General features: G+C 40.0%; 15 protein-coding genes and 2 pseudogenes. 9 read left to right on the top strand and 8 right to left on the bottom strand.

What is annotated here, in order from left to right; translation table 11 throughout:
- Positions 1 to 8: 8 nt before the first annotated feature.
- Entirely contained in the window at positions 9 to 212 is a 204-nt protein-coding gene (locus HWQ58_RS35950; protein WP_292873305.1) for a hypothetical protein, read from the bottom strand.
- 698 nt (positions 213 to 910) lie between these two features.
- Between HWQ58_RS35950 and HWQ58_RS35945 the strand changes: the two genes are divergently transcribed.
- Positions 911 to 1,246, top strand: coding sequence for a tetratricopeptide repeat protein (locus tag HWQ58_RS35945; protein ID WP_292873303.1), 336 nt, complete (start codon positions 911 to 913; stop codon positions 1,244 to 1,246).
- A gap of 243 nt (positions 1,247 to 1,489) precedes the next feature.
- Positions 1,490 to 1,853, top strand: a pseudogene (locus tag HWQ58_RS35940) (IS4 family transposase); the annotation flags it as partial.
- Here HWQ58_RS35940 and HWQ58_RS35935 read toward each other — a convergent pair.
- Positions 1,850 to 2,071: a hypothetical protein gene (locus HWQ58_RS35935; protein WP_292873301.1), complete on the bottom strand. Its 222-nt coding sequence runs from the start codon at positions 2,069 to 2,071 to the stop codon at positions 1,850 to 1,852. The pseudogene HWQ58_RS35940 and the gene HWQ58_RS35935 overlap by 4 nt on opposite strands.
- A 372-nt stretch (positions 2,072 to 2,443) precedes the next feature.
- Between HWQ58_RS35935 and HWQ58_RS35930 the strand changes: the two genes are divergently transcribed.
- Together HWQ58_RS35930 and HWQ58_RS35925 are read left to right on the top strand one after the other, a co-directional pair.
- Positions 2,444 to 3,889 carry an MFS transporter gene (locus HWQ58_RS35930; RefSeq protein WP_292873299.1) on the top strand — a complete coding sequence of 482 codons (1,446 nt, stop codon included), beginning with the start codon at positions 2,444 to 2,446 and terminating at the stop codon, positions 3,887 to 3,889.
- A 375-nt stretch (positions 3,890 to 4,264) separates the two neighbouring features.
- Complete coding sequence (locus HWQ58_RS35925; protein WP_292873297.1) at positions 4,265 to 5,068, top strand: phytanoyl-CoA dioxygenase family protein; 804 nt, start codon at positions 4,265 to 4,267, stop codon at positions 5,066 to 5,068.
- Positions 5,069 to 5,204: 136 nt separating this feature from the next.
- Here HWQ58_RS35925 and HWQ58_RS35920 read toward each other — a convergent pair whose 3' ends face one another.
- Positions 5,205 to 5,495: a hypothetical protein gene (locus HWQ58_RS35920; protein WP_292873295.1), complete on the bottom strand. Its 291-nt coding sequence runs from the start codon at positions 5,493 to 5,495 to the stop codon at positions 5,205 to 5,207.
- Positions 5,496 to 5,519: 24 nt separating this feature from the next.
- On the opposite strand from HWQ58_RS35920, the gene HWQ58_RS35915 reads away from it, so the two are divergent.
- Complete coding sequence (locus tag HWQ58_RS35915; protein WP_366839246.1) at positions 5,520 to 6,785, top strand: glycosyltransferase family 4 protein; 1,266 nt, start codon at positions 5,520 to 5,522, stop codon at positions 6,783 to 6,785.
- 104 nt (positions 6,786 to 6,889) lie between these two features.
- On the opposite strand, the gene HWQ58_RS35910 is transcribed toward HWQ58_RS35915, so the two are convergent.
- The 4 genes from HWQ58_RS35910 to HWQ58_RS35895 all read right to left on the bottom strand — a co-directional run bounded on the left by HWQ58_RS35910 (position 6,890) and on the right by HWQ58_RS35895 (position 11,599).
- Positions 6,890 to 7,936, bottom strand: coding sequence for a D-alanine--D-alanine ligase (locus HWQ58_RS35910; RefSeq protein ID WP_292873293.1), 1,047 nt, complete (start codon positions 7,934 to 7,936; stop codon positions 6,890 to 6,892).
- Positions 7,937 to 8,077: 141 nt separating this feature from the next.
- The gene (locus HWQ58_RS35905; RefSeq protein ID WP_292873291.1) at positions 8,078 to 9,472 is read right to left on the bottom strand and encodes an ATP-grasp domain-containing protein; all 1,395 of its coding nucleotides are present in this window, start codon (positions 9,470 to 9,472) and stop codon (positions 8,078 to 8,080) included.
- A 59-nt stretch (positions 9,473 to 9,531) separates the two neighbouring features.
- Positions 9,532 to 10,365: a class I SAM-dependent methyltransferase gene (locus tag HWQ58_RS35900; RefSeq protein ID WP_292873289.1), complete on the bottom strand. Its 834-nt coding sequence runs from the start codon at positions 10,363 to 10,365 to the stop codon at positions 9,532 to 9,534.
- A gap of 4 nt (positions 10,366 to 10,369) precedes the next feature.
- Positions 10,370 to 11,599 (bottom strand): sedoheptulose 7-phosphate cyclase, encoded by a 1,230-nt coding sequence (locus HWQ58_RS35895; RefSeq protein WP_292873287.1) that lies wholly within the window; start codon positions 11,597 to 11,599, stop codon positions 10,370 to 10,372.
- A gap of 2,092 nt (positions 11,600 to 13,691) precedes the next feature.
- Between HWQ58_RS35895 and HWQ58_RS35890 the strand changes: the two genes are divergently transcribed.
- Entirely contained in the window at positions 13,692 to 14,183 is a 492-nt protein-coding gene (locus HWQ58_RS35890) for a hypothetical protein (protein WP_094352211.1), read from the top strand.
- A 1,401-nt stretch (positions 14,184 to 15,584) separates the two neighbouring features.
- The gene (locus HWQ58_RS35885; RefSeq protein ID WP_292873284.1) at positions 15,585 to 16,712 is read left to right on the top strand and encodes a response regulator; all 1,128 of its coding nucleotides are present in this window, start codon (positions 15,585 to 15,587) and stop codon (positions 16,710 to 16,712) included.
- 306 nt (positions 16,713 to 17,018) lie between these two features.
- Here the strand turns inward: HWQ58_RS35885 and HWQ58_RS35880 are convergent.
- Positions 17,019 to 19,605, bottom strand: a pseudogene (locus HWQ58_RS35880) (adenylate/guanylate cyclase domain-containing protein).
- An 81-nt stretch (positions 19,606 to 19,686) separates the two neighbouring features.
- Here HWQ58_RS35880 and HWQ58_RS35875 point away from each other — a divergent pair.
- Complete coding sequence (locus tag HWQ58_RS35875) at positions 19,687 to 19,818, top strand: hypothetical protein (protein ID WP_292873282.1); 132 nt, start codon at positions 19,687 to 19,689, stop codon at positions 19,816 to 19,818.
- A 353-nt stretch (positions 19,819 to 20,171) separates the two neighbouring features.
- Positions 20,172 to 21,042 (top strand): IS630 family transposase gene (locus HWQ58_RS35870; RefSeq protein ID WP_292873280.1). Its coding sequence is split into 2 segments (ribosomal slippage): positions 20,172 to 20,741 and positions 20,743 to 21,042, totalling 870 coding nucleotides; the frame shifts between segments, so codons are not numbered across the junction.
- Positions 21,043 to 21,182: the final 140 nt, after the last annotated feature.

Below are 21,182 nucleotides of genomic sequence, written 5' to 3'. Positions count from 1 at the left end.
GCTAGCGCCTACGCAGGATGGAGAAATGCCAGAGTATGAGCTGCGATCGCAGCTAAAGGTACTGTTTGAGCTACAGCCTGTAAAATATCTTCTGTATTAAAGTCTCGGCGCTGTCCCTTAATTCTTGTGGAAACTGCCTGATGCATGGCATCAACGATTACCTTGCCAAAGGCTTTGTCAATTTCATCAATCCACAAAACATAGGGTGCCATTGCTTAAGTTAACTGAATCATTTGACACACGCGGCTTTCGCTTTCGCCGACAATCCCACCAAATAAACGCCCAGAATCTAATCTTAATAAAGGTAAGCGCCATTCATGGGCAATTGTCTTGCTGCAACACTTCTTCTACAGGTTCTTCTTCAACAGAAATCACATATAGTAGGGGATACCGTGCCCGAATCATTAAATCTAGCGATCGCTCCTAGAGAAATGCCAGCTATCGACATTTTTCATCTTCTGAGGTTTTATTTGGTTTTGTTCATTTCTAGCCAGTTGTAGAGCGGGAACTGAACTCTGTTGAGCGCTGTATCAATTATGTAGAGCCGTTCTACAGCGCTCATTTGACAACTGGCATAGCACGGGACACCAGAAGCGGAAAGTTTTGCCACATCCCTCGTACAACTTCTTCACTGTCCCGTTGTGTTGATATCTCCATTGAAACTGCAACCCAAAGACATTGGATGCCAAATTGCCAAAATTTTTATGGGTGTTATCTCTCCCCCATTGTTCAGACTCCAAAACACTCAACAATTTCTCTTCCACTGCCCCAAATGCTTCAATACACCACGGGCAGCCTTTTCCAGGTTATCGTTTTCCCGTAGCCTGTTAATGCGATCGCTTCTTAGCCGTTAGCTGCTGTCAGAGTTTCAAAACCAATAGTATTAAATAACTGCCTTAATAAATCGCAATTGTCTTCGCGGTCATCAGCTATCAGAATTCTGTATAGAAAGCATTTGACTACTGGAAATCGCAACAGTGCTGTAGCAGCTTTGGAAAATATAATGCAAACTTCTAATTTACATACACGAGCGCGAGTAGAAATTGCCCGAACTTTAATTAATAGCGATCGCTCGGCTGCAAGTAATCAAGAACTCAAAGCCGCTTCTGTCGCCATTGAGGCACTGGCATTAGAAGGTAGCGATCGCTATCGTCTGACTAAACAAGTATTAAAAACTGCTCTCAATTTAATCACCTCGCGCCACCTCCAAGCTACTGCTGATTTAACAATGCTTTTCTTTCTCTAGCCACAATTCATATTTGGATTAACAGAATTTTATTAGTGGGATAGGTTCACATTCATTGAAAAACCTGACTTTTCCCGTGAAGTCTTGAAAGGCTGACTGGTAATGAATTTAAGAAACAGCACAGCAGATACGGTAAAGTAATTACAATCGGGTGCTAAAGGTAACAAGCAATGCTGGACTGGTGGGAGAAGAATTTTGCAACTATATCTCTAGGCGATCGCCGATTGAATGAGCGTGCGATGTCAGGTAGAAAGATACAGACTTGCTGCTGAGGGTATAAAAACCTTAGTTGGCTTTTTGGGTGTAATTGCTGTAGAACTGTTGCAGCTGACTTATCTACACCGCACCCAGCCTTCAGCCCTCGCCATTGAAATTCTTAATCCTCTAGAACTGAAAATTTTGAAAGCTAAATCTCCTCAACTGCCCAAGGTGTTAACAAGTTAGTTGGGCTGTGGAAGCGTTGGCGCAGCCCGCCGCAGGCATCGCTCGTTTAGGGGGTTATTTGGAACATCGACATAATACACCTATTGGTATCCAAGTTCTGTGGCGAAATTGGTTAAAATTGCATGACCTGTCTGAAGGTTGGCAACTTGCAAAACAGACTTAACGGGAAAAGTCAGATTGAAAAACTGGCGTTGCACCAGAAGCTGCTTGACGATCTCCGGCCTTGCGCAGACGCGTTTCAATTTCAGAAATACGCGCCTCACCCGTTTGCAAGACCTCGGCAGAGGTGTGTACGGAATAGTATCCCAGTTTTAGGTCATACGGATGGCGAACTGCCGACCCCATTATGAAAACCGCTCCGTCTTTTTTATTAGCCTGCATAGTGATAACGGCTTAGAACATTCCGTGCGGATTTGAGTTTGTTTTTAGCAAATCTTCCATAACATCCCAATGTTCTGCGATCTTTCCATTTTCCAGGCGGAAGATATCTATGATTGCACGCCCACGGTCAGATGCGTTGCACTGGATTCAACATGAAGACAGACATAAGGGATAATATTAGGACTTACGAATTTTACAAAGTTCCCATAATATACATTGACTACTAATGTATACATTTCAGGTGCTGACTACAACTCTTATTTAGTCTTATATTTATTCTTTTGGGTGTTAGACACAGCTTAAAAGCCCAAAGTTAGTATAGTACATATGTATGATGCGTAAATCCTAATTACTTTCTTAAATACTAGATTTATGGATTCTTCTCAAATTCAAACAGGTGCACCTCTTTCTATAGAAATTGCTCAGATTGCTTCACCATCAGCAACACTCTCACCTACCTCAACACCCAGCCCTCGTATCTCTAAAGATGCTATTCGCACTAGTTTGAGGGCTTCCACTATCGATGGTGTTTTCGCAGCAATTTTCTCTATTGGTACTGGCGGAGTTTTGCTAGGTAATTTCTTGGTGGAGTTGGATGCCAGTCCGCTGGTGTTTGGTATGTTGGCCTCTATCCCCATGTTGGCGAATCTTTTTCAGCCAATAGGTGCTTACTTGTCTGAACGCAGCACTAGCCGCTTTCAATATTCCCTTCGCATTTATGGGATTGCTCGGCTACTGTGGCTAATTTTAGTAATTGGGATTGTTAGCTTTAGTCTGGGAGGGCTTAATTCAAACCAATTAGTGATATTGTCGCTCTTGATTCTTGTATGCAGCCATTTTTTAGGAGGATTAGGAACTGCATCGTGGTTGAGTTGGATAGCAATGTTAGTCCCACGGCGATTGCGAGGTAGATATTTCGGGCTACGTAATAGTGTTGCTAATTTAACCGAGTTGGTCAGTTTGCCTTTAGCCGGTCTAGCTGTATCACATTGGTACGGGGGATCTATCCAAGGTTATGGCGTGATTTTGCTCTTAGGCATTATCTTTGGAATTGTCAGCTTGGGGTGTCAGTATTTCCAGGTAGATATGAATCCCCAATTACAAAATACTTATTTTGTTAACTCATCTCAAACAAGTGAGATTCAGTCAGACTCGGCACCAAATGAAGCTGGTGAGACATCACAAGCAATCTCTATGCCGCAAATGCCAACTCCCCAAAACCAGATAGATAGCAGCATTTGGAGAAACTCTAATTTTTTGATGTTTTTGCTTTATTTCGGCTCATGGGCATTTGCTATTAGCCTGAGTGCCCCGTTTTTTAACCTTTACTTGCTAGATACGCTGAACCTGGATATAAGTTGGGTAACTTTCTACAACAGCCTACGAGCAGGGGCACATATGGTGATGCTCATTGTCTGGGGTAGATTTGCAGATAAAATAGGCAATCGTCCAATTCTAATTTCTACTGGAATTCTAATTGCAGTCATACCCTGGCTGTGGCTGAGGATGGGTTCTAGTCCTCTGGATCTTTGGCTGTGGTTACCGCTGTTACACATTTTCATTGGGGGTAATTGGGGAGCAATTGACTTGTGCAGCAACAATCTCCAGATAGAAATTGCACCAGTGAAAAATCAGTCTCTCTATTTTGCCACAGCAGCAGCTGTTGCTGGAGCAAGTGGTGCTTTAGGAGCAACTATAGGTGGCTTCATCGCTCAATTTGCTGGGTCTTTTGGCATAGAGGAAGTGTTCATTGTGTCTGGTATATTACGATTAGCGTCACTTGTGCCACTCATTATTAAAAAGGATCTGGGTAGTTAGGTGAAATGGGTTGGCTAACAAACAGTGTTGCACTTTGATTGCGGATTTCTCCACCTCTGGGAAGAATTACTAACTTAATATCTACTTTATACTGATATCCTGAAAAACTTTTGTGAGAGAATTATAAAGTTTATATCAGTAAAGCAGGTTGCAGAAATAAATTGTCAGATAACAGATGCGTTCATGAAAAAAACATTGAATGACTACAAGAAAGCTTCATCGAACTCACATCTATATTATTGGAGCTAAATTCAAATTGGTTCAAGCTGATAAAGTCAACCCTGCCTCTTATTGCTCCAAAAGTCCCTAATTATCAATCCCAACTCTTTGGTCTGACCAAAAATAGTTAAATTTTAAAATCTGAAAAAAGTTACGATGCTAAAGGTAGACACATCAAAAATCAGTTCCAAACAAGTTGAAGCTTTCGAGCGAGACGGCGTTATTTGCGTCAAAAATGCTGTGGATGACATCTGGGTAGAACGGATACGAACAGCCGTTGAAAAGAATGTATTAATCCCTGGTCCTCTGGAGGTGAACGACACCGACAAAGCAGAAGGTCATGTAGAGCATAGCAGTAGCTTATGGCTGGTTGACGCTGATTTTCGTGCTTTGGCTTTTGAATCTCCCCTGGCGACACTCGCGGCTCAAGTCTTGAAATCGAAAAAACTTAACTTTTTGGGTGACGGTTTTTTTGTTAAAAAGCCGAAAGCAAACAGCCGTGTCGGCTGGCATAACGACAAATCTTACTGGCCCATACAAGGCGAGCAGTGTTGTAAAATTTGGCTAGCTTTAGATAGTGTCAACCAAGAGAATGGTAAATTAGAGTACATCAAAGCCTCTCATTTATGGGGTAAAGAGTTACGTGAAGGATCTGACCCCTCGTGGTTTGTAGAGCCAGAGCCTCAGGAAGTCATATCTTGGGATATGGAGCCTGGAGATTGCTTAATTCATCATTTTCTGACAATTCATCATTCAGTAAGAAACACATCCTCCACACGACGACGCGCAGTGGTGATTAATTGGACTGGCGATGATGTTACTTACGATCGCCGCTCTAATGCTTGGCCTTTCAGACCTCTTGAGGAAATTGATATCCCAGAATTTGAGTCGCTCAAAGCCAAAAAATCTGGGGAGCCAATAGACTGCGACATCTTTCCGAGAGTTGAACTGCATCGCTAGTCCGGAATTTAAAGGTGGTTGCTGCTATTGTTAAGAATGCGATCGCTATACAAAATCTTATAGTGATTGTCCTCAACTCAGTAGCAACCATAGCTAAGATTTATTGAGCTGAGTTTATCAAAATGTTAGGTGACTACTAGGATGTAATCTTGTCAAGTTCATCAAAAATATTGCTATCTATATCTATGTCAAATTTCTGAGCAAAATGAACAGATGATGCAAGCAGATTAGGCAAATCTTCCATTAGCAATATTTTGGAATGAGAGCCTCCAGTTGACCAATCAACATATCGCTGACAGTCATTTTTTAGTTTAAGGTGAGGTGCATTACCAAGTATAGTTTGAATATACGCCTCTTCTAGATACTTGAGCTTACTGTAATGTAAGATTATGGCATTTCTCTGTGCGTGGAAATCAATAATGTACATAATAAATAAACAGTTAAACTAACAATGATTAAGCCTCTATTGGTTAACGCTTACGATCCCAAGGGAGGAGCAGGAGCTGCTCGTGCTGCTTATCGGCTACATCAGGAACTACTGAGGTTAGAAATTGATTCTCAGATGCTAATTCAAGATAAAAGAATAGTTGACTCTACTGTGGTCAGTTATCCTAATAAAGTAGCTCAAATAACCTGGAAAGCTCGTCCGATTTTAAATGATTTACCACTAAAACTTTATAGAAATAGGCAACGTAAGCCTACATTTTTCCGGCTACAATGGCTCCCTAATACAGTTGCATCGCAAATTGCTGGACTTGAACCAGATATTATTAACCTGCATTGGATATGTGATGGATTTATACCAATTGAAGCCCTAGCAAAATTCAATAAGCCTATTGTTTGGACATTTCATGATACGTGGGCATTCACAGGTGGATGCTGCTATTCTCTAGGGTGCGATCGCTATACAAAATCTTGTGGAAATTGCCCTCAACTCGGTAGCAAGCATAGCTGGGATTTATCTCGCTGGGTTTGGCAGCGTAAAACTAAAGCCTGGCAAAATCTCAAGCTTACTATTGTCAGTCCTAGTAATTGGCTTGCTGAATGTGCTAAATCCAGTTCACTATTTTCAAATAGTGACATCAGAGTTATTCCTCACGGGTTAAATCTTAGCATCTATAAACCAACTGAGCGTCAAATAGCTAGAAACTTACTGAGTCTCCCACAAAATAAGCAACTAATTTTATTCGGAGCAATCAACGCAACCAGCAATCCCAGAAAAGGATTTCATCTATTGCAATCAGCGTTGCAAAAATTGAGCCAGTCTGAGTGGAAAGATAAAATTGAACTGATTGTTTTTGGTTCATCTCAACCTGAAGATTCAGTTGATTTAGGTTTTAAGGTACACTACTTAGGCAAAGTTGATGATGAGAATAAACTAGCGCTTCTCTATTCATCTGCGGATGTGATGATTGTGCCATCAATTGAAGAAGTTTTTGGACTGACTGCTTGTGAATCCCTATCCTGTGGTACACCTGTGGTTTCTTTTGATTCAACGGGACTCAAAGATTTAGTTGAACATCAAAAAAATGGATATCGAGCGCAATGTTTTAGTTGTGATGATTTAGCAAATGGTATTATTTGGGTAATAGAGAACAAAGAGCGGCATCAAAAACTTTGCGCGAGCGCTCGTGAAAAAGCAGAACAAGAATTTGCGATCGATCTGCAAGCACATCGTTACTTATCCCTCTTTGAGGAAATGAGTAAGCCCTCGTAGAGATGCTTCTCGTAAACAAGCGATCGCTGCCTTAACCGACTCTTAATCAGCGATCGCTCACCTATACACTACAAGCAGAAAAACCTATACCAAGAAATTCACGATCAATTTTGCAACGCCTTTTTATTACTGCCCAAAGTTTCATTGATAGACATCATTAATAACTCATTTAGAGGGATTCCCACTGCTTTCGCCATAGAAGAAATCACACTTTTGGGGGAAAAAGAACAATATAAGCCGGCTTCCAAGAACCAAGGTTCTCCCTCTGGGTCGATCCGAAAGTCAAATAAACTGTAGTGGCGACAGCCTAAAGCCTGATGACACTTCTTAGCCACTTGCTGAACTTTCTGGGTGATTGGGTCGTTCGGGTCTACAATCCAAGACTTCTTATTATCTTTAGCAGCGAAACCCAAGTTGCCATCGTCTGTTTGTTGGAGTTTATCAGCATGCCTACGGATGGGTTTGGAGTGGGGGTCTAACAGATACTCTTCAAGGGGTAAACCCACTAGCTCACCGTCTTTGACAATGATACCGCATCTGACTTCTCGACCGAGTTCGATGAATTCTTCTACGATCACCTCATCTTCATATTCAAATGCTTCCTTCAAAGCAGCGTCATAGTCAGTAGCTTCTTTGACTAAGGCCATCCCTAAAGAGTTATCGGAACTTACAGGTTTGACGATCGCTGGAGGTGTAATTGTCGGCGTATCTCCTTGACGAAGCAGTTCTCCACGAGGCACTTTCACCCCCGCTGCTTCCACAATTGCTTTGGTTCTGGCTTTGTGCGCCGTTATTGCCATGATATCTGGAGTATTGCCGATGTAAGGGATCTTTAGCAAGTCGAATAAAGCGCGGTATTCAGTCATTCCAGGGATACAAAACATTTGTGGTAACATGATGTCAATGTTTTGTGCTGCTAGAAACTGTATGGCATCAGACAGAGTCATCGGTTTGGTGTCAGCAATATCTTCAGGGCTGAGGGAAGAAGGAAATCGCCACTGGCGATCGGGTGTGATGTATGCAATCTGAAAGTCATAGTGCGATCGATCTGCCGTTGCTGCTAGACAGTCTTGGGCGTAAAGGCGTGACAAATTACAATAAAAATCATCGTATGCAGACCCAACTAAATGAAGGATACGAAGTACTGGCATGATTTATCTTCCTTATATATTGTTAAAATTTATATAGTGGTTCTCAGCTTGAGTGAGCTACAAGAACCCCACCCCCAACCCCCTCCCCGCAAGCGAAGAGGGGACTATGATCTACTGAATTTTTTTTAATTACGAATTATTTTAATCGCCACCTAATTCCACCAGTTTACCAATGTTAAAGTCTATTTTTACCCATCCTTTGAGTTGTTGGAGATTCTTCAGCAAAAGTAAGGGAATCTGCCAATGATGCAAAGTCAAAAATGGTATGGGGTCATCAAGACTATAAATGGCATCAGTGCCTCGCACTAGAGTATTAACCGATGTTTGCAATTGTTTCCAGGAACGGATACCAGTTAGTCGCCAGATTTCGTGATATATGAAGTAAGTGGGCTTGCTACTTGCTAGGGGTTCCAGAGGTGCAGCTAGGGGAGTTTTACCAAGATAGGCGTCTGCAACACCGGGGTGATTGTAGAACATTGTAATTGCCGAATGGGTACGGGGATTGCATTCAATGGCGTAAACTGTACCGTCTTGGGCTTGGATAAAGTCGAAAGAAACTTGCCCAGTCAGTGCCAAACTCTTGACGAAGTGTTGCACCCATTCACGGATTTGGGGATTTTCGACGTTTTCATAGTTGATTTGAAAAGCAGAAGAGTCTGAACAGCAATGCAATCTTAATTCCCCATCCCGCACTGTACTATGTGTGCATAATTCCTTACCAGGAATAAACTCTTGCATAATCCAAGGTCTTTCTGGACTGATGGGTAAACTGTTGACAAAGGCTGCTGTTTCTTCTGGGGTATCGCAGGGAAGTTTGGTTAAATTTAAGCGGCGAACAGAGTCGTAATCAATACTTTTAAGAATATATTTGCGGGTTTCTTGACTAAAATCGAAATTGATGACTTGTTGAGGATCTGTGATTTTAAAAGACTTGGGGACAGATAAACCAAGCGATCGCGCCCGATCGGTAAGGGCAAATTTATCATCCAACATCTTGGTTATATCTGGCTCAAAGTGGAAAACTTCGCAGTATTCTGATAATGCAGCCTTTGCTAAAGATTCATAGTAGCTAGATACAGGACTGGATACAGGTACAAAAACGTCAACCTTTTCCTTTTTAACGATTTCTACTAGCGCCTGGATATAGCCTTCTGGGTCTGATTGCGGAGCCGGAACTGTATAAAAACGACTCACCGCTTTTGAAAATCTATGACCAGATAACCAGTATTTGTGACCTTCAATTAAAATAACTCTATGCCCTGCGGCATGGAAGGAGCGGGCAAGTTGCAATGCTTTAGTCATCTTGGCTCCGCTAACCAAGATCGTCTGAGGATGAGCAGCTACGACATTTTTCGTAAACGGCGAACGCACAATGCCCCACAACAGAGATATCAACACTATCAAAGCATTGAACGGCAAGGCTATTAGTAATAATGTCAGAGTACCGAGAGTCTTGAATAGAGCTATTACCTTTACCCTAACACCCGTTGATGACGTTGGGGATTGAAGCGGAGATAAAGAAATTGATTGTGCCATAAATCTTTCCTTTGTGTTTATTGTAGAGACGTTGCATTGCAACGTCTCTACAAACTTCATTACACTACGCGTCTAATTAAAGTTATACCATCTCGGATGGGTAACAGAACTTGCTCGACACGAGGATCGGCGGCGACAATGCGGTTGAACTGAGCGATCGCTTCACCGTTGGCGGTGCGTTGTTCGGGTGGTAGGTAAACTTGTGCCTGCAACAATGTGTTATCCACACAAATGAACCCGTCAGGAGTCAGTAAGTTACTATCCAAAATGGTCTGGAAGTAATCTACATACTCTCTTTTATCCGCATCAATGAAGATCAGATCGAATACTTCTTTTCTGCCAGCTAGTTTGTGGAGTGTCTCTAGGGCAGGTGCTACTTCTACAACGATTTTGTTGCCGTGGGGAGACTCACTAAAGCAAGCTTGAGCAAATTGAGCAACATAAGGATCTACTTCGCAACCTATAAGTTGCCCATCACTTGGTAATGCTTCTGCCATTGCTAAGGCTGAATACCCTGTGAACATTCCTACTTCTAGAATGCGCTTTGCCTTGGTGATATGAACAAACATTTTCAATGTCTGTCCTTCCAGATGTCCTGAGAGCATTTCCTGCTCTAGTTGACGCACTGTTTCGCCATCGCTGAAGCGTTTGCTCCAGTCTTCAATGCTAGTTTTTTGCGCTAATGCCGTCAATGCGCTCGATTCGGGGGTGGTGTAATCATCTAAGTAGGGATCTAAACCCGCTGCTAATTGAACTCCCTGCCGCAAAGAATCTAATATCTCTACAGGAATGTTGTTCTCTTCTGCCAATTTGAGGGTTTGCTGTAGCTGGGCTACTAAGATGCTATGTGGCGTTATCGGTCTAGCTGTTTCTCGTCCTACAACAGTGGTCATATCTTCAGACCCCTACTAGCTTGGCTTCTTGACTTTCAATGTATGCATCAACCCCTTCTCCGCCACGAGGATATTTAGCACAAAGACGTTTGTGTTCAGCTAAGGCAGCATCAAGTTCTTCACGAGTCAGATCGTTGACAAAGAAGCACTCACCAATTGGACGAGGCATAGCTGCGCGTTGTTTGCCATCTCGTGTCAAGCTTATAGATCGGGTAGCATACCAGAGTAAATCCCCATCTAATAGAGGATGATCGAGTGATAAACCTATACGACTCATCAAGTCTAGGATGCGATCGCGCTCTCCTGTGGAAATATAACCCCGTTGTGCTGCAATGGTTGCAGACAAAGCCATATCTATATTGACTGCATGACCGTGATATAGGGGTATTTGAGGTGCTAATTCTAGGGTAGGACTCCAAGTGTGACCGTAGGCAATGACGCGATCAAGGTCTATTTCATGCAAGTTAGGAGTCTCTAACTCCAACATGGTTTTTATTCCCTCGTAGTTGACTTTATGGGCAATCTCTTTAATTTCTGGTGTTGCATTCACATGTCCAAAGTGAGTGGAAAGCAGTTCTTCGCCATATTCATATAGCAGTTCAAAGACTTCAGAGTTAGAAACTACCGCAATTTTCACTAACTCTGCCATCCCATTGCGAACTTGAGCGGTTGGCAAGGTTTTCAAGAATGAGAAATCTAAGATTACTTTCAAAGGTGCATGATATGCTCCCAAGCGATTTTTTTCCTTACGATGATTAACTGCAACCTTAATTGCTACACCTGCATCAATTAAACCAATCAACGTAGTAGGAATGCGAATGTAGTTACTCTTGCGACGGTAAGAAGCGCAAGCAAACCCAGCCACATCAGTGATTAGACCACCGCCGACGACTAAGACTGGTTCCTTACGAACTAAGCCAAAGTCTGAAAAAGCGTCAATAATTTTTTCAAAAGTTGCCAGCGTTTTAGCTGTCTCTGTAATAATGATTGGAAATAACGTCAGTTCAATGTCATAGTGTCTAAAATATGACTTGATCTGATCGCCATAAAGTTCATGGACATTGGCATCAATTACAGTCAGACAGCGACCAAATTTTGCATAGCTATCTGCGATTTCTCTGTTTTGAATATCAAATGCACCGTTCACATAGACAAGACTAAAATCGATTTTTTCGTAACCTTGCACGTGAAACGCAGCTTCTGTAGCTTCAAATGATGCTTGAACTTTATTCATGTGTGTTGACCTGATTCCAATTAAAAAGTTGTGAGATTGTCGGTAATAATTGCGATTTACCCTAATATATGCCAGCAAGCAACCATGTTCTTTACCCTTTCAGATAAAAGACAGGACAAAATTAGCTTTCAAGAAAAAGCTAACGCTTATTACTGACTTGCAATGTTTTTAAACAACACCATTCATTTGAGTAAATTCTGTAGATGGGTTAACCTTTAATTCGGCATAACCTCAAACAAGTCAACTAGCCCCACTAGCAATATATTGGCATCATACTTGCCTGCTTCTTCTGTGGATTGTTGACTTTAAATTTGGGAAATTCATCTGAATTCAGATTTATTCCACTACGTTTAAATATAGTGGCTTTCCAACTGTACGATTCCGCAAAAATTCTAGCCTAGACAACTGATTATACCGTTGCTCTCCAAGCTTCAATTTGAGATTAGAACCCTGATTAATCGTTAGTTTGCTGTTTATTAGCATTAGTTTCAAACCTTTTATTACTAAACTTGCTACATTCTGTTTGCTTCAGAATAACAGTGGACATTTAGGAAGTTTACCTGAATTTTTATTAACTCCACTATATTTGTCTCTAGCAACTTGCCGATCGCTAGACTTTGCAAAACTCATATCTTAGTAAACTACTCATATTGTTTATCATTGTCTATCTCTAGGCTGACATTTGATATTACAGAAATGATTAATTCTCATCTCGCTGTATTTTTTTGCATTAGTCTCAAACCATAAAATGGCTAAAAACAAAGATGACTCACTGCATTCTATTCAAAATATCAGTAAAATACCTCTTTTGCTAAGTTAATTTAATGCTCAGTAATCAACATATTTAATCTCAGCAACTCCTGAAAATTCAGAATTTAAATCTATCTGAGTTCCTTGTAACAAAAGTTTAACTTTTTTAAGGAATGCTTGTGTATATTAAAGGTTTCTAAGTTTGCTTAAATTGCCTTCTTAGTCCTAAAGTAAGCCTTTTCAGCTTCAAACAGCAAATAATTTACTAGTTGATAACTGAAAAGTACAACACAAATCATAACATTACAACAATGCAAATCATAACATCTGTAAATATCTTTAAGTCAATCCACCATGCGAAGTGTACTATATAACCAAACATCTACAAAAAAATCTGTCTCAAGATAGATACTTTATACAACAAGATATTATAGCCAGCAGCTATATATAATATCGTGTGCGACTAAAGACTTATCATTTAGATCGCAGTTCTTGCTGGGGAAAAGAGACTTTTGGGATTTTTGCACAGATGTGGTAATCATAAGTAATTAAGCGGACTTGATATAACAGACATCTGGTGAATTTAATTATGCGTTACATTACGTTGCCCGAAATCCGTCGCTTTTGTCGGTTCTAGATGCATTTACATACAATGTTTCACTTTTGCAGGCAGATTCGCGGGTAAAAGATCGCGATTTACCGGATGAACTCAACAGTACACTAATTCACATAGATAGCAAAATATTGCCACGATATGCGATCGCAAGTGGCGTAGTCTAAGACATCATGGAACACACGCTGTTTTTATATCATATCTGCGTTGAAAACTGACAACGTTCACCTGATTTACAAGGGTCTAAAATTAAGAGAAGGTTAATAAAACAAAAGCAACAAGTCTAGATTATTTTATACAGCAAAAAGATATTTAAGTTATTTGTGTCTTAATTTTTTTAAAGTTTTGATGAAGCTTGCCATCTTAAATGTGCATAATCTAGGTTAGTTATAGATCAATACAGTTCAGAATGAGCAACAAAACCCAGATGTAGAGACGCGATTTATCGCGTCTTCAAAGACCAATTATCTACACAATAACTCTTAACCCAAGCGTATTGAGTTGTGGATTCTAAAGAGTTGCTCAAGCGTTATCCTTGAGTATTTCTAACAGACAAAAACTATTTAAATTACTTTTTATAAAATCTTAAGCTTTCTTAACTTAGTTTAAAAAATCTTGGTATTGACTTCAGAATGTAAGAGCGATCGCTTTGTAAAGGTTAGTTGATATTAGTTGTCAAATTGCTGGTGAAGTTAGAAACTAAAGAAATACAACACACGCAATTATTTTATGACTGCTATTTCTAACCTTGAATTCAAACGACCCATTTGGCAAACCGCGATCGTATTGACCTTGGGCTTTTGGCTCAGTGCTAGTCTGGTTTTAGACTGGGTAATTATGCCTAGCCTTTATCTTTCCGGGATGATGAGCCAAGCTGGTTTTACGACAGCAGGCTATACGATTTTTTGGAACTTCAATCGGATGGAATTATTATCAGCTGCTGTAGTCCTGACTGGGGCACTAGCTTTGAGCAAAACCCGATATCACTGGAGTATTGGCAGTATTGTTTTATCTGTGCTGTTGCTAACTATCGCTGTGCTTGATACTTATTTCTTAACTCCGCAGATGTGCGCTATAGGAGTTCAACTCAACCTATTTGAAGCTGCTGCTGCTATTCCATCGACAATGAATTTACTACACGGTAGTTATTGGCTACTGGAAGTAGTGAAGCTGGTAGCTGGTGGTACACTTTTAAGCTGGTGCTGGCGGGAGCAATTTTAAGTAGATGGAGAAGTATAACGCTGAGAATGTCCACTTATAAATCTCACGCCAAAGACGCAAAGAAATTCTTTGCGTCTTTTCGCTACATATATCTTATGGGTTAATCAATGTGATGTTTACAACAGGCTACGCCTACGCGTACAATTTTGTATTTATATTTGTGATTTTTCAAACTTGGGATTTTTCGGATAAATTGCTACCATAAAATGATTCAGTTTTTTACAAGTGTAATTCAATAAGCAGACATAATTATCTTTTACTATGCATTTTCAGCTTTCCCGGATATCTAAACAAATAAATATTTATAACAATTTTCTGGAAGATAATATTAATTAGTTTTCATGTTTACTTTACTGATTTATCATGAAGTTTATATATTTCTGGTAACTTTTTTTGAAAATTATAGTAATCTAAGTTTTAGTGAGTATGTTACTTGTTATCTACCATCTAGCTGAAAACAGCTATTTTGCAGGTATCTACTACTAATCAAGGATTTCCCTGTAAGTTCTTGAATTTGTCACTCCAATTTGTGCAGGATGACTATTTAGCCCCACACAACATTAGAACCCGTTTCCAGTACTTATGAAGAGATTCCCTTCTGCTGATTTGGTCGCCTGTGCATCTCACCACACACCATCATGGCGGCAATTATCAGCAAACTCATTCTTGACCGGAGGTTTTCCATTATTGTTGTGCAAGTGATAATTTTGCCAAATCCCAAGATTAAGAGTTGCTCTACAATCACAAACTTAAGTAAGGTATTGAACTTTTGGAATGCTTAGTTTTTAATAATACTTTTTCTCTGGTGAAGTTATACTCAAGAATAAACTTCTTGAAAAGTAGCTGACGACTTTCGTCACGGATATAAAAACATACTTTGTCAGCGCGGACTTAATGCCTATAAGCCTTGATGGAGAAACATTTACGTTTACATTACAGTAGATTTTGGTCGCTCCAGACTTTAGGATTAGGGACAAAAAACTTTTGCAAGAGAACTAAAGTATCTATAATTTTAAGCTGCAAAATACGGATAACAATGATACTTTTGTGACTGATGGGCGAGAGCCAATGGTCTTTGTGTGCCACTTGAGTTACTGTTAGATTGGCTAGATTAGCTAAAGATACAGAAAACCAATCTAATTTTTGAAATACTATATCCTGGCAACTAGTCAGGCAATTTTGCTATTGGTCAGTAGCATGAATTGGTTTAGTTGTAACTCGTGGATTATAGCTTAACCGAGATTGGTGAATTAAGAGTTGGGGGGTGTGGAATCTCTGTACTAACTCAAATATGACCGTTATATTTATCTGACAGTGCTTCCAACAAAGTCAGGGTGAATTCCGAAAAGGTAATTCACTAATTTTACCTGCAAATGTTAATTTTATTCCAGAGCTATCCCAATGAAGACACTTCCGATTAGTAGATACAGATTTTTCCAAAAGCTCCAGCCCCTAACTTTGTTGAAAAAAATCACTGGTAAGTCGGTTACTGGTTGTTTACAGGTGTTTAGTACATCAGGCTCTTGGTCAATATATGTAGATGAGGGGAAACTAATTTATGCCTGTTACTCAGAGAAAATGTTTGAGCCGCTTTACAGAAATTTGCAATGCTTGAGTCAGCAAATTTCTACTCTCCCTGACGGAATCAAAGACCAGTTGCGGGCGATATTTGAAACTGGTATTGAAAATCAGGCAATACCAAACCCAGATTATCTGGCTATTTGTTGGTTAGTCAATCAGAAATATATCAGTTCCTCTCAAGCCGCAATGCTGATAGAGCAATTGGCGCTAGAAGTTCTGGAGTCATTTTTGAATTTAGAGGAGGGAAGTTATGAATTTATTCCTGAGAGCTTTCTCGATGATATGCCAAAGTTTTGTCATCTAAATCTCCGTTTATTAGTTGAACAATGTTTAACGCCCCGAAACGTTGGTGTTCGCGTTAGCGTCTTTGAAAGAGAAGCCTCTCGTAGAGAAGCGGTTTATCATCAAACATCGCTAAGTTATCAATCGCATACCTCACAATTTTTCCAAATAAATGAGCTACAACCTAAAGTCAAAACTACGCCAAAGTTGCCTAAAATAAACGGCTATAAAGCAGCAGCCTACTCTATTAATACTGATGAAAACAGGGGTCAGCAAATCATCCAACCGTCTGCTGACAGAAAAATCTATACAATCTTGTGTATTGATGACAGTCCTACAGTATTGAATGCTATTAAAAGTTATTTAGATGAGCAAACTTTTTCTGTTATCGGAGTCACTGATTCTTTAAAAGCTTTAATGCAGATTATCCGTATAAAACCTGACATAATTTTGTTGGATATATTAATGCCTAATCTAGATGGATATGAACTCTGCTCTTTGCTGCGTAAACACTCATATTTTAAAAATACACCTGTGATTATGGTGTCAGAAAAAGTAGGATTTCTAGATAGAGCCAAAGCAAAGATGGTCAGAGCATCAGGCTATTTAACTAAGCCTTTTAAACAAGGAGATTTACTAAAAGTTATTTTTCAACATATTGTTTAATTTCATAATATATAAAATTACTCGATTTAAACAGCCTATTCTTTTAAAGATTTAAGGCTGAATATTATCTAGTTCACTATCATTGTAGTTATAAAAGATTATTTGAGTGAGTTAAAATTAATTAGTTATATTTTATTAAATCAAAATTGACATAAGTAATCAGAAGAATCTAATCTTTTAAAAAGAAAACAAAAATTTTGACTAGTGCAGTACGGTGTAAATAAACCACCCATTCAAAACCAATGAAATGCTTACGCTGTATTAATTTTGAATTTTGAATTTTGAATTCCGCCTTGCGGTACTAGTTTATTTCTCCTGAAATGTCCAAACTCCTTCATCCCAATCTGATTCTGTTGGGGGCGATTGTAACCAATGCTGACAACGCAACAGATGCAACATAGCAGCTTTGTCCTGGCTGTCTGCTGCCAACACATTAGCAAACTCAGCCCTGGCACGAGAAAACTGCCGCTTGAGGTAATACTCACGCCCTTTATGATAGTGCTCAATCACTTGCAATTTTTCGCTTTCAATCGGATTGGAACGCAAACCCAGTAATTCGTATATGGCTACTGGTTCGTTTCTACCCTTGACACGAATGTAATCTAGTTCCCTAGCCCAAATATGATCTTGGCATGGTTTAAAGGTATTATGGCTAATAATAATATCGCAACCATACTGTTTACTAACACTTTCTAATCGAGAGCCAAGATTAACGCCATCGCCAATCGCAGTAAATTCCATCCGCTTACTAGAGCCAATATTTCCACTAATCACGGTATCAGAATTGATGCCAATGCCGATTTTAATTCTGGGCTTATCATCTGTATGGCGACGTTGATTAAATTCGTGTAGGCGATCGCGCATTTCTAAGGATGTTTGTACTGCCATCCAAGCGTGTTCTTCTAATGGTAGAGGAGAACCAAATACAGCCATGATGGCGTCGCCGATATATTTGTCAAGGGTGCCTTTATGTTTAAAGACTGCCTCCACCATTGATTCAAAATATTCATTGAGCATACTCACCACTTCTTCTGCTTCCAAGTTTTCCGTCAAAGTGGTGTAGCCGCGAATATCGGAAAATAATATCGAAACTTCTTTGCGATCGCCTCCGAGTTTAGCGTCATCTAATTTCAGCAATTCTTCGGCTAATTCCTGGGTCATGTAGCGGTACATCGTACTCTTGAGCCGCTTTTCATCACTAATATCTTCCATGACTACCAGCGCCCCACGGACTTGCTCTTGGTCGCTAGCATCGGCAATTGTGTTAATCGATAAATTAATACTGTGCTGTTCTGTATCAGTGGTTATGAGTGTGCGATCGGGGTAATATTGCTGGCGGCCTTTTAAGTCAACTGCATGTAAAGCATCCTGATACCACTTACTAAAGTCGCCTTCTTTAATGCCGATCGTATCAGTAACTAATTTACCTTCTAATCGGTCTTCTGCCTCCAGTCCTAGCAAACGTTTGGCACTTTCATTGGCGGCGATAATTAACCCAGTTTTGTCAGTGGAAACCACTCCATTGGAAAGACTACGCAGAATATCCCGTTGCATTTGTTCTTGTTGTTTGACTGTGGCAAACAACTGGGCATTTTGCAGCGCTACTCCCGCTTGAATATTAAAAGCTTCCATGAACTCTTCATCGTTGCGGTCAAAGCTAGCTTGGAAGCAGTCGGGAGCTTTGGGCCAATCAGCTGGATTATAAGGGGGAAAATCCCCGGATTTCTTTTTATTTACGAGTTGGGTAACGCCAATCAGTTGTTGATCGGCATTAAATACTGGCATACAAAGCAAGCTACAGGTGCGATAGCCATTTTGCTGGTCTAGTTTTTGGGCTGTCTCTGAGTCAGGATCGTAGTACAAATCAAAGCCAATATTCAGTTTTTTGCCAGAAGCCGCTACTATGCCAGCAAAGCCCTTACCTACCGGGACTCGTAACTCTTTGGTTGAACCATCATCTTGAGTAATTTTCGTCCATAATTCATGGCGATCGCGGTCTATTAACCATAGTGTACTGCGATCGGCATTCATCAATTCTTTGGCTTCATCCATCACCCGTTTGAGGGTGTCTTCTAAGTCGAGACTGCTTTGAGAGAGGGACTTGATTGCCTTCATCAGCGCCGCCACTGCTCTTTGTTTTTGGGTGGCGACATAAAAAGAGCGCGAGGACTCTAAAATCAAGCGAATCGAAGGGGCAAATTCTTGAAATAATTGTTCGTCAGCACAAGTAAAACCTTTGTTATCAATGCGCTCTGCAAGTGGAGCATTGTGATTATTCCCAGATTTTAATTTATTCAGTAATTGCACTACTGCAACTAATTGCCCATGTTCATTTAAGAGTGGCAAAGCTAACATCGTGTAGGTGCGATAGCCAGTTCTCTTTTCTTGTTCTTGGGCAAAATGCGATCGCAGGTCACTATAAAAATCAAAGGGAATATTGATAACTTGTTTGGAGGTGGCGACTTCCCCAGCAATGCCTTTATTGGCGGGGATGCGGATTTCTAAAGAGCGACCGCCCTCCCCCTCAGCCAAAATTGACCAGAGTTCTTGTTTTTCTTCATCCAATATAAAATATCGTTGTCCGGTCTGCTCCTAGTAATTCCCCGGTTTTCAAGGTAATCGAATGCAACATTTCTTGCAGAAGAGTTTCAAACCCATGAGAATCAAGCATTGATAGGGTTTGATGAACAATCTGTAATTTTTGCTCGACATCCTTAACGACCTGTTTAAAAGTATCCTGAGTCAAGGGAGCAAGAAACGTAGAAAAAGTTCCTTGTCTTGTGGCAAGAGCACCCACAGGAGCAGAATTTGCTGGTAATTCGAGGTTTTCTTGGTTGTGAACACCAATAATCAAATCGGTGGTCTCCCCACAACTTCCTTGATACGCTGACATAACTGGTATTTTATATAACAGGATGAGGTTTTAGATTTGACAATGAGATTAAATTTATGTAAGTGGTGTTAAAAGCAACAATTGCTTGACATTATCCATAGTTTAATCGCTTGTTTAGCCAGCGTCATCCTGTCAATAAACGCTCAAGCTGATTACCAACAAGCATGGCTTGACCAAAACCCCTTCCCAGTGGTGGATAGAGATGATAAATAGAGGGTTAGACCCCTCATATAAACGATAAAACAATGTTTTCTGCAGGCGATTGATTGTTAGGGTTGCCTCATAAGATTTTCCAGGGACAGACTAAAGAGCATTGCTGTATCCGTAGAGTATAGTCGATTTTTCGGAAAATGGCTGAAATTTTTAAGTAATTATACGCAAATTTTTGAGATTAACTGCGATCGCTTCCTGTCGCAGATATGTCAGCCTGAAAAAGAAAGTGCTGAGTAAAAAATAATAGCCCCTACTGACTACTAGCTTTATTAATCTGTTGTGATGCCTGTGGCAGACTACTACTTTGCTAAGTTATAGCAGTCAAAGCATAGATTAGGACATAATAGAAAAAAATGCCAGCATCTTATAGTTACGATTTAAGAACTAGGGTGATTAATGCGATTGATGGTGGGATGAGAAAAACTCAAGCCAGTCGCATCTTTCAAATTAGCCGTAATACAATAGATACTTGCTTAAAGAAGAGAGAAGATACAGGAGATTATCAGGGGAAAGTAGGCTATCAACAAGGATATAAGCCGAAAATTAATGATTTAGAGAAATTTCAGCAGTTTGTGCAAATAAATGGCAGCAAAACTCAAGCAGAAATGGCAGAAGCTTGGCCAGAAAAGATTAGCGATCGCACTATAGGAAAAGCTTTAAAAAAAATTGGTTATATCCGAAAAAAAACTTACGGGTATAGAGAAAGGGATGAAGAAAAAAGGCAGGAATTTCAAGGCAAAATCAGCCAAAAAGAACGCTCAAAGCTAGTTTACGTTGATGAGTCAGGAATAGATAATAGAGAAGACTATGGTTTTGGATGGAACCCCAAAGGAGAAAGGTTTTACGATTTAAAATCAGGAAGAAGAAACTTGAGAGTAAGTATTATGAGTGCTTTATGCCAAGGAGAGTTAATTGCCCCATTGAACGAGTGAAGGTTCGTGTAATCGATTAGTTTTTGAGAAATGGCTTGCAGAAAAACTTTTACCTGAACTCAAATCAGGACAGACAGTTATTTTAGATAATGCCACTTTCCACAAATCTCAGAGAATTCGTGAATTAATTGAATCTGTCGGGTGTGAACTTGAGTATTTACCACCATACTCTCCTGATTTAAACGATATTGAACATTATTGGTTTACGATAAAAAACCGAGTCAGAAAATCAGTTGGTACTATCGAAAATTTTCGGGAGAGAGTTGATACAGCTATTCGTTTAACGTCCTAACCTATACTTCGATTGCTATAGTAATGAAAAGTTTGTAGTCAGGACTTTAGTGCTGAAAAAATAAGGACTAAAGTCCTGACTACGAACTTGCTTATCCATCAATTTACTCTTGAGAGAGTACTACTACCTCAAAAATATTC

Source organism: Nostoc sp. LPT (genome assembly GCF_017115165.1).
In the GTDB taxonomy this organism is placed as follows: Bacteria; Cyanobacteriota; Cyanobacteriia; order Cyanobacteriales; family Nostocaceae; genus Nostoc.
Note: the sequence above shows the minus strand (reverse complement) of the source record. Positions and strands in the feature narration are given on the sequence as shown.

What these genes read in the sequence shown, in the direction of transcription:
- HWQ58_RS35950 (WP_292873305.1), bottom strand. Translation starts at nt 212, where the DNA reads ATGGCACCCTATGTTTTGTGGATTGATGAAATTGACAAAGCCTTTGGC.
- HWQ58_RS35935 (WP_292873301.1), bottom strand. Translation starts at nt 2,071, where the DNA reads ATGCAGGCTAATAAAAAAGACGGAGCGGTTTTCATAATGGGGTCGGCA.
- HWQ58_RS35930 (WP_292873299.1), top strand. Translation starts at nt 2,444, where the DNA reads ATGGATTCTTCTCAAATTCAAACAGGTGCACCTCTTTCTATAGAAATT.
- HWQ58_RS35925 (WP_292873297.1), top strand. Translation starts at nt 4,265, where the DNA reads ATGCTAAAGGTAGACACATCAAAAATCAGTTCCAAACAAGTTGAAGCT.
- HWQ58_RS35920 (WP_292873295.1), bottom strand. Translation starts at nt 5,495, where the DNA reads ATGTACATTATTGATTTCCACGCACAGAGAAATGCCATAATCTTACAT.
- HWQ58_RS35915 (WP_366839246.1), top strand. Translation starts at nt 5,520, where the DNA reads ATGATTAAGCCTCTATTGGTTAACGCTTACGATCCCAAGGGAGGAGCA.
- HWQ58_RS35910 (WP_292873293.1), bottom strand. Translation starts at nt 7,936, where the DNA reads ATGCCAGTACTTCGTATCCTTCATTTAGTTGGGTCTGCATACGATGAT.
- HWQ58_RS35905 (WP_292873291.1), bottom strand. Translation starts at nt 9,472, where the DNA reads ATGGCACAATCAATTTCTTTATCTCCGCTTCAATCCCCAACGTCATCA.
- HWQ58_RS35900 (WP_292873289.1), bottom strand. Translation starts at nt 10,365, where the DNA reads ATGACCACTGTTGTAGGACGAGAAACAGCTAGACCGATAACGCCACAT.
- HWQ58_RS35895 (WP_292873287.1), bottom strand. Translation starts at nt 11,599, where the DNA reads ATGAATAAAGTTCAAGCATCATTTGAAGCTACAGAAGCTGCGTTTCAC.
- HWQ58_RS35890 (WP_094352211.1), top strand. Translation starts at nt 13,692, where the DNA reads ATGACTGCTATTTCTAACCTTGAATTCAAACGACCCATTTGGCAAACC.
- HWQ58_RS35885 (WP_292873284.1), top strand. Translation starts at nt 15,585, where the DNA reads ATGAAGACACTTCCGATTAGTAGATACAGATTTTTCCAAAAGCTCCAG.